This is a genomic window from Acinetobacter sp. A47, from assembly GCF_000805455.1.
Classification (GTDB): domain Bacteria; phylum Pseudomonadota; class Gammaproteobacteria; order Pseudomonadales; family Moraxellaceae; genus Acinetobacter.
Genome location: NZ_JSUS01000071.1, coordinates 651,683 through 661,192 on the forward strand (window position 1 = coordinate 651,683; position 9,510 = coordinate 661,192).

Consider the following 9,510-nt stretch of genomic DNA (forward strand, 5'->3'; position numbering starts at 1 on the left):
TTTGTGCTCGAGACGAATAGGACATTCTCTCTGGCGAAATGATACTGAGCTTCCTGCATCATACTACAAGTTATCGTTTAACAGATGACCAACAGGCCTATCTTTTTTTGTACAAAAGCAATTCAATCCCACTGATTAGGGACTCATCACTTTTTCGCTTATAATTTAAGGCAAGTTTTAGTTGGATTGTCTTTGTGAAAATCATTTTTGCTGGTACGCCTGAATTTGCGGCAACCGCATTGGCGGCATTATTAAAAACATCACACCAGATCATTGCAGTTTATACCCAGCCCGACCGTAAGGCAGGCCGCGGGCAAAAACTGACGCCTTCACCGGTAAAACAATTGGCACTTGAGCACGGTTTACCGGTATATCAGCCTTTAAATTTTAAAGCATCGACAGAAGACGGTGTGGCAGCTCGACAACAACTGGCAGCCTTGGGTGCCGATGTCATGGTGGTTGCGGCCTATGGCCTGATCTTGCCACAAGCAGTTTTGGATACCCCTAAATATGGCTGTCTCAATATCCACGGTTCCCTGCTGCCACGCTGGCGGGGGGCTGCGCCGATCCAGCGCGCCATCGCCACAGGCGATGCTGAAACCGGCATTACCATCATGCAAATGGCGGCGGGTCTGGATACCGGCGACATGATGTATAAGACTTATTGTCCAATTACAGCCGAAGATACCTCTGCCAGCTTGCACGATAAACTGGCACTACAAGGTGCCGAGGCGATTTGTACCGTGCTTGAATCAGAACAAAGCTTGCAGGATTTTATTGAAAAGCGTGAAGTACAGGATGAAGCCCTGACCGTGTATGCCCATAAACTGGTGAAAGCAGAAGCCCGTATAGACTGGCACCAGAATGCGCTTCAAATTGACCGTAATATCCGTGCCTTCAATCCTTGGCCGGTGGCATTTATTCAACTGGATGAAAATAATGCCTTACGTGTCTGGGGTTCAATGCTTTCTCAGCACAGCAAGGCAGATGCACAAAGTGGTGAAATTCTGGCGATCGATAAACAGGGGGTGCATGTGGCCTGTGGCGATCATACCGCCGTGTGCCTGACCAGCTTGCAATGGCCGGGTGCTAAAGCCTTGAATCCGGTACAAATTGCCCAGACCCAGAAACTGCATATTGGACAAATTCTCCCATGAGCCAACCGAATCAATCCTCTACCAAAAATTTGAATCTGCGCGCGCAAGTTATCAAGACACTTTTGGCCGTTCAAAATGGGCAATCCCTGTCTTCTGTTCTGAATCAACACATCAGTCTGGTGGCTGAACGTGACCGCGGTTTATATCACGAACTGACGCTGGGTTGTTTACGCCAGTGGTTTTCTTTAAAAGCCATTACCTTACCCTTGCTTACAAAACCCTTAGACAATGAAGCGCTGGAAAGTTGTTTGTACCTGGGTTTATATCAAATTTTATGTACGCGTATTCCGGTGCATGCTGCAATTTCAGAAACGGTAAATGCGGCCAAACAACTTGGTTTCGAGCCCATGAGCGGGGTGGTCAATGCGATTCTGCGTCGTGTTTCACGTGAAACAGCCGAATTTGAAACAGCTTTGAATAAGACACATGGCCTGCCGAGCTGGTTATTCAAACGTCTTAAAAAAGACTGGCCTGAGCAAGCAGAGACTTTATGTCAGGCCTTAAAACAGGTCGCGCCACTGACCTTGCGCGTCAATCAACGCCAAGTCAGTCGTAACGAGTATCTAGAGATTCTGCAAGAAGAACAGATCGATGCCCGTCCCTGCAGGTTTTCAGATGTGGGCATCGTTTTGGAACAAACGGGTAATATTACCCATTTACCCGGTTTTGAAGCGGGCGGTTTTTCCGTTCAGGATGAACATGCACAATTGTGTGCGACACTATTACCCGACCTTGATGGCCAGGTGGTGGTCGATGCCTGTGCCGCACCTGGCGGTAAAACCGCACACATCCTGGAGCGCTTTAACCCTGAAAAACTGATTGCGCTGGATCATGATGCAAAACGCTTGTTACGTGTTTCTGAAAATCTGGAGCGACTTGGCCTCAATCAGAACAATGTTGAGATCGCCACGGCTGATGCCACCACATGGCAGGCACCAGAACCCGTCGACTGTATCGTGCTGGATGCGCCCTGTTCTGCCACAGGCGTGATTCGTCGCCACCCCGATATCCGACTGTTAAGACAGTCAACCGATATCGCGCAAACGGTTGCCTTACAGCAACAGATTTTGCAGCAGATGTGGCAACAGCTCAAAGTAGGCGGAACTCTGCTCTATATCACCTGCTCGATTCTCAAAGCAGAAAATGAGCAACAAATGGCAGCTTTCTTTGCTGAGCATGGCAATGCCGAAGAAATCAAGATTGAAGCGGACTGGGGCATTGAACAGCGCTATGGCCGCCAGTTACTTCCAGCCGCACAAACCGGCGATGGATTCTATTATTGCCTGATTAAAAAACGGGCATCATAAAAAAAGCAGGCTTTAAGCCTGCTTTTTTTGAAGCTGTTTTTACAATGTATGCTGGTCTTTTACCTCTTCCAGAACATCATCGAGCTCTTCTGGATGTTTCATTAAATGCAGGATGGATAACGCCAGTCCGCCCCAGACAAACAGCATTGAAATCATCATCATGACGATTGCTGAAGTATTCATGTTTTTTCTCCTAGCGATCTTTTACTTTGCTGAGTACAAGTGCCACAACAGCACAGAAAATCACGCAGCCCCAACCAAAGACGCCTTGCAAGCTCATGCTATAACTATCGTAACCGTTTTTCACCAGATTAAATACGGTCATGCTTAACGTCGTTAACAAGATCAGCGAGGTGATCACCGTCAAGGTAAAATCCCAGCCCTTGCCCAGTTGAATCGTCGAAATACGGTTCACATGATCACGCAGTTCACGCAAGGCAGAGCGCTTGAACCAGGCAATGCTGATGATTGAAATCAACGCCCCGCCAATAATGCCGATGTTATTGATAAAGTGATCCACGATATCCACCAGCTTGATTGCATTGACGCTTGAGAATAAGATCACTGAAACCAGTGCACTCCCGCCACCAATAATGGTTACGGCTTTGCTACGGCCCCATTTCAATTTGTCCTGCATTGCTGCAATCGGCACTTCCAGAATACTCACCATTGAAGAAATACCTGCAACGAAGAGTGAAGAGAAGAACAATAAGCCGAATAGGTCAGCACCAGCTCCCAGGCTTGAAATGATTTTCGGGAAGGCAATAAAGGCCAGTCCAATACCGCCACTCACCACATCCTGAACTTCTTTACCTGCCGCATGTGCCATAAAGCCCAATGCCGCAAAAATACCGATACCCGCCAGAATTTCAGTTGAGGCATTGGCAAAGCCCACGATCAGGCCCGAACCGGTCAAGTTGGTTTTTGGCTTGAGATAAGAGGCATAAGTTACCATGATCCCGAAACCCACAGACAGCGAGAAGAAAGTATGCCCATAAGCAGCTAACCAGACTTTATAATCCATCATCGCCGACCAGTTCGGGGTAAAGAATGCATTCAAGCCTTGTACCGCACCCGGTAAACGTAATGACTGGATCACCAGAATGGTAAAGAGGACGAACAACAGGGGCATGAAAATCTTATTGGATAATTCAACGCCCTTTTTAACGCCACCATACAGAATGATTAAGGTCAGTGCCCAGATGCCAACAATTGGCCAGAACAGATGACTGACAAAATTGAGATCAAATCCTGACGCTTTCGAGGTCTGCAAATAGGTATTGAAGAAGAAGCTTTCCGGGTCACTGCCCCATGCCTGTCCAATTGAGAAATATACATAGCTTCCTGCCCAGGTCAGTACGCTGGCATAATACAAGCCGATAATGATACAGACACAGACCTGCCACCAGCCCAGTGTCTCGCCTCCTTTAAACAAGGCGCGATAGGCTTTTGGTGGAGAGTTACGCGCACGATGACCTGTGGCATAGTCCAGAAATAAAAGAGGTAAACCGGCAGTAATCAATGCCAGTAAATAAGGGATAAGAAACGCCCCGCCGCCATTTTCATACGCAACATACGGGAACCGCCAGATATTGCCTAAACCTACAGCTGAACCAACAGCTGCAATAATAAAACCAGATCGTGATGTCCAGTTTTCACGAGAATCTGCCATAAAACACCTAAATTGTCCTGCTGGCCTTCCATGCTGCTTTCAGTTTTTTATTGTCCAACAGACATGAAAATGCCATAAAAAATCTTGTTTTGTCTGGATGAACTTTCAACCTTGTGAGCTTCTTATTTTCAAGACCAAACAAACAAAAAACCAAACCATCTTCCTTAAAGATCGGGCCTTGTTTTTCTGCTTTTAATAGCCGAACAATACCTGTTTTTATTTATTTTTACTGTAAATTCTGCAAGAAAAAATCATGTTTTTTAAACAACTGATTATTTTTCAACAGACTGTAAATTTGACCTTGCAGTCAATCTATAAAAATCAAGTACATAAAACAGGCAAGCCAAATCCTCACCACAGCTTTCCTCCTATTGTTTAATTGCCAAAAGTCTCTGTTCTTGCATATCACGGATGGCAGAATGAATCCCTTCACGACCTAAACCGGAATCTTTTACGCCGCCATAAGGCATATTATCGACACGGAACGTCGGAACATCATTAATGATGACACCTCCCACCTGCACATGATCCCATGCATACAGCATCTTATTCAGATTTTGCGTATAGATACCTGCCTGCAAACCAAAACGGCTCTGGTTAATGGCGGCAATGCCCTGCTCGAAATCTTTGACCTTTTCCAGGATTGCCACAGGGCCAAATGCCTCATCCTTATAGATTTCCAGCTTGGCATCGACATTTTCCAGTAACGCCGGTTCAAACAAGACACCATGTAAACGACCACCTGTAAGGATTTTTGCGCCTTTTTTCTCGGCTTTATCCAGCCATTTTTTTAAGCGTAACGCTTCTGCTTCTTTAATCATCGGGCCCATCAGTGTGGTACTTAAAGCAGGGTCATCGGCCTTAATCTTTTTCAGTTTGGCTACCAGTTTCTTTTTCACGTCGGCATAAAGATCGGCATGTACCAAAATGCGTTGCACGCTGATACAGACCTGCCCGGCATGCCCATACGCGGCACTGATCAGGCGATCAATCAGGGCATCATCAATGGTTGTATCGGCATCCAGCAGCACCGCTGCATTACCCCCAAGTTCCAGTGTCACTTTCTTGCGTCCTGCCCGCGCTTTCATATCCCAGCCGACCTGATCAGAACCGGTAAAGCTGAGTAACTTAAAGCGGTCATCGGTCACTAAAATATCCGCTGCCTCACGATTACACGGCAAGATCGACCACGAACCTTTCGGCAAATCGGTTTCGGCCAATACGGCTGCAATCTTTAAAGCGCTGATCGGGGTAAAACTGGCAGGCTTCAATACAAAGGGACAACCCGCAGCAATTGCAGGTGCAATCTTATGCGCCACCAGATTGAGAGGAAAATTGAACGGACTAATCAACGAAACCGCCCCAATCGGCACATGCTTCACCATTCCGCGAAACTGCGCAGCAGCGGGTGTCACCGCCAAAGGAATCAGTTGCCCGTCATCAAGCTGTGTCACCGCATCTGCGGCCAGTTGAAAAGTATTGATCAGACGTTCCACTTCAGCAGTTGCTGCACCCCGTGGCTTGCCCCCTTCTGCAATCAGAATCTCGGTCAGCTCAGCCCGCAGCTCATTAAAACGTTTTACACAGTGCAACAAGATTTTTTGTTTTTGAAACGGCTTTAAGGCTGCCATTTCCGCTTCTGCCTTTACCGAAGCCGCTATGGCTTTTTCAAGGACTTTGGCATCCGCCAATGCTACTCGCGCATACACGGTATTATTATACTTATCATGGACTTCTAGCCATTGACCTGTGGTCACGGCTTTCCCGGCCACATAAAGCGGATAATCCACCACACTCTGTTTATCCGTCATTATTATGTATTCCTTTATAAAAATTTAAATTTAGACTACTGCATATTTGCCAAGATCACTATATGATTCGCCCATTCATAAGTGAATTCATAACAATTCATTACCGTATTTGATATTGATTAGGACAATGCAATGAAATTATTAAAACTATCCCTGCTGGCTTTAGGAACGAGCATTTGTGGTCTGGCACAAGCCGATGTAATTGGGGTTAAAGGTGACCTTAGCTACTGGAACTATAATGGCGAGGCTAATATGGCAGACCAGAGCAATGCACCCGATCAGGATCTTAAACGTAAAGGTTCAGCACAAGTCTCGCTTGCTGTTGAGCATCCTATTCCATTGATTCCAAATGCAAAAATCCGTTATGTCAATTTAAATACCGAAACGGATCATAAAGTCGCAGGCCAACCTGTTTACGACCTCAACATTGATCATACCGATTTCATTTTATACTATGAAATTTTAGACACGATTGTAAATGCAGATGTCGGTTTAGGGGCAACCAACTTAAATGGCGATGTCAAAACACTGAACCTCAGCAAAACCGATATCGATAAAACAGTACCGGTGATCTATGGATCAGCAGGGGTAAAACTGCCATTTACTGGTCTAAGTGCCAAAGCAGAACTCTTATATAGCAACTTTAATGATGCCAAAATCACCGATGCCCAAGCAGAATTACAATACAACTTTATCGACAACCTGCTGGTTGATGTGGGCTTAAAAGCAGGCTACCGGGTCCTCGATATCAAGCTAGATGACTATGAAAAAAATGACCTTAAATTTAACTTTAAAGGTCCTTATATCGGTCTAGATGTACATTTCTAAGACTTGAACAACAAAAAACGGGATCTATGGATTCCGTTTTTTTATGCTTCATCCTGATTTTCTTGGGATGGATGTACGCAAAAACGCACACAGATCGCAGCCATTGACGCATATCCTGAACTCAACTTATCACCTATCATACAAAACATAGAGAGACAGGAAGTCTCATTGAGAATAATAAAACACACAGGATGTGGTCGTTAATAGGATATCAACGACATAAGCGAAATATGAAGAAGCCCCGTCAGGATGATGGGGCTTCTTTTTATCTATCAGTTTTAGCTGCGATTTAAAGATTTTTGAGATACGCGACTATATCGTGATGCTCTGCCATTTCTGCAAGCTGTAATGCGGTATATTCGCCTTTATAAGCCACATTTGCACCTTTACTCACTAACAGCTTCACGACCGCTAGATGGTCATTCTCGGCAGCAGCCTGTAAGGCGCTATAGCCTTCATCATCCGTCTGGTTTGGGTCAGTACCCTCTGCTAATAGTTGCTCGACTTGTTCCACATCACCTAAAGATGCCCAGTACACCAGCTCAGGTAGATGCAGTTCGTCATCATCTTCAGGCAATGGAGAGAAAGAGTTGAGTTTCATAGGAAATGCCTAGTTTTTTACTTAAGATAAACTTTTTTATACTTATTTACTAATTCTTTAATTGATCTAGCTTCCTAATTCTATTGACTTTAAAATTTAGTAAATATATTATTTTTTTAGTAAATTTATAAAAAGGTAAATTATGGACAGTCAAGTATTAATTGAATTAGCAAATGGAAAAAAGGCGAATATATATCTTCAGAAATGCGAGAGAATTTTAAAAAATTATTAAATATTGAAGAGTTACATCCAGAATTTATTCTTATGGCTGGCTCTTTAGAAGATGCAAAAAACTGGGATCATCTTATCCATATCTTAGCAGATTTAGCACACGATTGTGCTGAAACTGGTTATGATACAAAACCTTTACAAGAAGACTTCCAACTTTTAAGTTGGCATACATTTCATACACTCAAACAGATAGGACTTACTCCTCCTTTCTCTTTCCCTAGAGAACTAGATATAGACTATGAAAATTCAGATGAAGAAGAACATGAAATATTCATGGGAAATATTGAAAATCATCCCATCTCTCATTTAATTTGGAACATATTTTTAGCGGTAAATGATGTTTATGGTTTTTATGCTGCTTACATCGCAGAAATCATTGATGATGAAAGTTTAGATTTATTCGAGACAGATGCAGTCAATATAGAACCCTGTTTAATAGAATTAGCTACATGTAAAATTGATATTTCAATAGAGATTGCTCCTAACTTTAATAAATTTAGATATGAAACTTTAGAAAATTATAAGGAATGGCTCAGTATCGTTAAAGAAAAAGCATTCCGCGCTAATATTCCACTTAGAGCAGAATTATTAAACTTAGTCTATGATTCCCAAGATGAACTTAGTCACGAGGCCGAAGCAGAAAGTCTCAATATCAATGAAAGACGTATTCATCCAGATATTTATATGAACGAATTACTTGTTGGAATGCGTACATTACATCAAGTTTTACCAGTAATTATGAAAAAATTAGAAATTTATGATGAATTTAAATTAGATCACTCTGATTTTAAACTTGGAAATTAAATATAAGAGTATATATTTATGAAACCTTATCAATCTGAAACCGACAAAAAGATTCAAAATCTAAAAAATGAACTTTGGACAACACGTTATAGTCTTTTAAGTCTAATACCTGAACCCTATCATAAAATACTCACGAATTATTATTTCCAAACTAAGGAAGAAAGGCACCAATGGCTTGATATGATGACTCAAGAAATTTTAGATCTTACTCAACCGATTGAGAAGTATAAGGACTCATATAGCCCAAGAGCTTATTGTCCCTTGTGTAAACAAGAAAATTCTTCTTGGTATGGTGAGGAAGGTTTTACATTTCCAGAAGGTTTACGCCGACATTTAGTTGGTTTTGGGCGAACGCATCAATGCGTTGTCACAGAAACAGCCCATAAATTGGCTCTAGATTATTAGCATGAAAAATTTGCAGAAATTGAAAAGCAAGAGTGGATAGAAAAACATGAAAAATTAAAGCAAAGAAAGCAAGTAGAGTTATTATATAAAATTTCACCTTATGATGAAGGGCTTCTTCTTGATGAATCTCTATGGTATGAGGCTAGAAACTCACAGCAACTTGACTGGGCTACAGATCGATTAAATAATTTAGGTTTCACTAAATATCAAGAAAACAATACGATTTCCTGGATAGATGAATATGAGAATTGGATTGTTTATGCTGATATTAGGCAAAATGGACGTATAGAATTTATAGTATGGAAAAAACCAATTTTAAAAAAGAAACCTGTAAATTCTTATAAACATCGTATAAGTCAATTCCATTTACTGGATACATGGAAAAATGATTTAAAATTAAAATATAGTTCAAGATTACCCAAATAATAGGAGATAAGAATTAAGATATTTTTATTTAATCCCTCTCATCAATATTAATTAACAATAGAAGGACTAAATTTTTAAATATAGTTCTTTTAATTTCCTATTTTATTTTTCCAGAGCATAAAAAAACACCCCTAACCATTTGGTCAGGGGTGTTTCGTATTTAAAAGCTGGCGATGACTTACTCTCACATGGCAAGTGCCACACTACCATCAGCGCTAAGAGGTTTCACTTCTGAGTTCGGGAAGGGATCAGGTGGTTCACTCTTGCT

9 protein-coding genes and 1 rRNA gene are annotated in these 9,510 nt (G+C 42.3%); 5 read left to right on the forward strand and 5 right to left on the reverse strand.

All coding sequences use genetic code 11. The features are described from left to right. Nucleotides 1-194 precede the first annotated feature (194 nt). Together fmt and rsmB are read left to right on the forward strand one after the other, a co-directional pair. On the forward strand, nucleotides 195-1,157 hold the full coding sequence (gene fmt, locus OC23_RS18480; RefSeq protein ID WP_038346426.1) for a methionyl-tRNA formyltransferase: 963 nt from the start codon (nucleotides 195-197) through the stop codon (nucleotides 1,155-1,157). Continuing rightward, a complete protein-coding gene (gene rsmB / locus OC23_RS18485) occupies nucleotides 1,154-2,464 on the forward strand; it encodes a 16S rRNA (cytosine(967)-C(5))-methyltransferase RsmB (RefSeq protein WP_038346427.1) in 1,311 nt (436 codons plus the stop codon). The genes fmt and rsmB overlap by 4 nt, the downstream gene beginning before the upstream one ends. Before the next feature lie 39 nt (nucleotides 2,465-2,503). Here rsmB and OC23_RS18955 read toward each other — a convergent pair whose 3' ends face one another. The 3 genes from OC23_RS18955 to OC23_RS18495 form a co-directional block, all read right to left on the reverse strand. Then, entirely contained in the window at nucleotides 2,504-2,647 is a 144-nt protein-coding gene (locus OC23_RS18955; protein ID WP_081407346.1) for a methionine/alanine import family NSS transporter small subunit, read from the reverse strand. A 10-nt stretch (nucleotides 2,648-2,657) separates the two neighbouring features. Then, nucleotides 2,658-4,136: a sodium-dependent transporter gene (locus tag OC23_RS18490; protein WP_038346428.1), complete on the reverse strand. Its 1,479-nt coding sequence runs from the start codon at nucleotides 4,134-4,136 to the stop codon at nucleotides 2,658-2,660. Nucleotides 4,137-4,504: 368 nt separating this feature from the next. Further along, nucleotides 4,505-5,947 carry an aldehyde dehydrogenase family protein gene (locus OC23_RS18495; protein WP_038346429.1) on the reverse strand — a complete coding sequence of 481 codons (1,443 nt, stop codon included), beginning with the start codon at nucleotides 5,945-5,947 and terminating at the stop codon, nucleotides 4,505-4,507. Between the two features lie 132 nt (nucleotides 5,948-6,079). On the opposite strand from OC23_RS18495, the gene OC23_RS18500 reads away from it, so the two are divergent. Continuing rightward, nucleotides 6,080-6,775 (forward strand): TIGR04219 family outer membrane beta-barrel protein, encoded by a 696-nt coding sequence (locus OC23_RS18500; protein ID WP_038346430.1) that lies wholly within the window; start codon nucleotides 6,080-6,082, stop codon nucleotides 6,773-6,775. 289 nt (nucleotides 6,776-7,064) lie between these two features. On the opposite strand, the gene OC23_RS18505 is transcribed toward OC23_RS18500, so the two are convergent. Next, nucleotides 7,065-7,376: an ankyrin repeat domain-containing protein gene (locus OC23_RS18505; RefSeq protein WP_038346431.1), complete on the reverse strand. Its 312-nt coding sequence runs from the start codon at nucleotides 7,374-7,376 to the stop codon at nucleotides 7,065-7,067. 264 nt (nucleotides 7,377-7,640) lie between these two features. Here OC23_RS18505 and OC23_RS18510 point away from each other — a divergent pair, with 264 nt between their 5' ends. After that, the gene (locus OC23_RS18510) at nucleotides 7,641-8,411 is read left to right on the forward strand and encodes an XRE family transcriptional regulator (RefSeq protein WP_227505578.1); all 771 of its coding nucleotides are present in this window, start codon (nucleotides 7,641-7,643) and stop codon (nucleotides 8,409-8,411) included. Between the two features lie 18 nt (nucleotides 8,412-8,429). Continuing rightward, nucleotides 8,430-8,816 (forward strand): hypothetical protein, encoded by a 387-nt coding sequence (locus tag OC23_RS18515; protein WP_038346432.1) that lies wholly within the window; start codon nucleotides 8,430-8,432, stop codon nucleotides 8,814-8,816. Between the two features lie 591 nt (nucleotides 8,817-9,407). Here the strand turns inward: OC23_RS18515 and rrf are convergent. Next, nucleotides 9,408-9,510, reverse strand: a 5S ribosomal RNA gene (gene rrf / locus OC23_RS18520); the annotation flags it as partial.

Excerpts from the sequence above, each read along its gene's own strand:
- OC23_RS18510 (WP_227505578.1), top strand. The coding sequence starts at position 7,641 with ATGGCTGGCTCTTTAGAAGATGCAAAAAACTGGGATCATCTTATCCAT.
- OC23_RS18490 (WP_038346428.1), bottom strand. The coding sequence starts at position 4,136 with ATGGCAGATTCTCGTGAAAACTGGACATCACGATCTGGTTTTATTATT.
- rsmB (WP_038346427.1), top strand. The coding sequence starts at position 1,154 with ATGAGCCAACCGAATCAATCCTCTACCAAAAATTTGAATCTGCGCGCG.
- OC23_RS18505 (WP_038346431.1), bottom strand. The coding sequence starts at position 7,376 with ATGAAACTCAACTCTTTCTCTCCATTGCCTGAAGATGATGACGAACTG.
- OC23_RS18500 (WP_038346430.1), top strand. The coding sequence starts at position 6,080 with ATGAAATTATTAAAACTATCCCTGCTGGCTTTAGGAACGAGCATTTGT.
- OC23_RS18955 (WP_081407346.1), bottom strand. The coding sequence starts at position 2,647 with ATGAATACTTCAGCAATCGTCATGATGATGATTTCAATGCTGTTTGTC.
- OC23_RS18495 (WP_038346429.1), bottom strand. The coding sequence starts at position 5,947 with ATGACGGATAAACAGAGTGTGGTGGATTATCCGCTTTATGTGGCCGGG.
- OC23_RS18515 (WP_038346432.1), top strand. The coding sequence starts at position 8,430 with ATGAAACCTTATCAATCTGAAACCGACAAAAAGATTCAAAATCTAAAA.